1 protein-coding gene is annotated in these 616 nt (G+C 41.4%); it reads right to left on the reverse strand.

Going from position 1 to position 616, the window contains the following annotated elements; translation table 11 throughout:
• Positions 1-427: 427 nt before the first annotated feature.
• Positions 428-616, reverse strand: a 189-nt coding sequence (locus tag J7438_RS26890; protein ID WP_209279080.1) for a hypothetical protein, incomplete at its 5' end; no start/stop codon positions are given.

Consider the following 616-nt stretch of genomic DNA (forward strand, 5'->3'; position numbering starts at 1 on the left):
CCAGGGATCTGACCTTTTTTCATTGTTTCAGCAGAGCCCCTTGAGGCTCCTAATGTGCCTGTCCATGGATAAATTCTACGCCCATTGAGGACTTTCTGAAGCCGTTGTTGAAAGGTGTTGTAATAGGGTACTTTTTCAAGGTGGTAGTAATAATAGTACATAAATTTATGTATTTTCCTGTTTACATTCATTGCCATGTGTAGGTAAACTGAATGCATATAATAACAAAAACCTACATGTTGTGGAAAGGAGTTAGTAGCTGCGGCTTGGGAGTAAGGTTTTGTTTGGCAGTGGAATAATGCAGAGAGAGTACTCTTATGGAAAAAACACAGCAGGTAGACACCTTGTTTACGAAGCAAGAAGCTATGGGGGTAATTCGTATGGTTGTTTGCGCATTGGGGCGAGATGGGGGCTTAATCATCGAAGCTCATGAGTCGAAAGCGCTCAGCAGAATGTTAGATGAAGCAATGGTTGCACTAATGTCGGATAATGAAGGTTCTTGATAAGAATCTTTAACTTGGCAGCTGGCAGGCTGATATATTTTTGCAAAACAGCAGTCTGCGTTTTGCCTCAATTTATTTTCCAGAGTCACTGCAGTGAAAGCAGTGTATCGAAT

Origin of the sequence: Thalassotalea sp. G20_0 (genome assembly GCF_017744175.1) — a bacterium.
In the GTDB taxonomy this organism is placed as follows: Bacteria; Pseudomonadota; Gammaproteobacteria; order Pseudomonadales; family Endozoicomonadaceae; genus Endozoicomonas.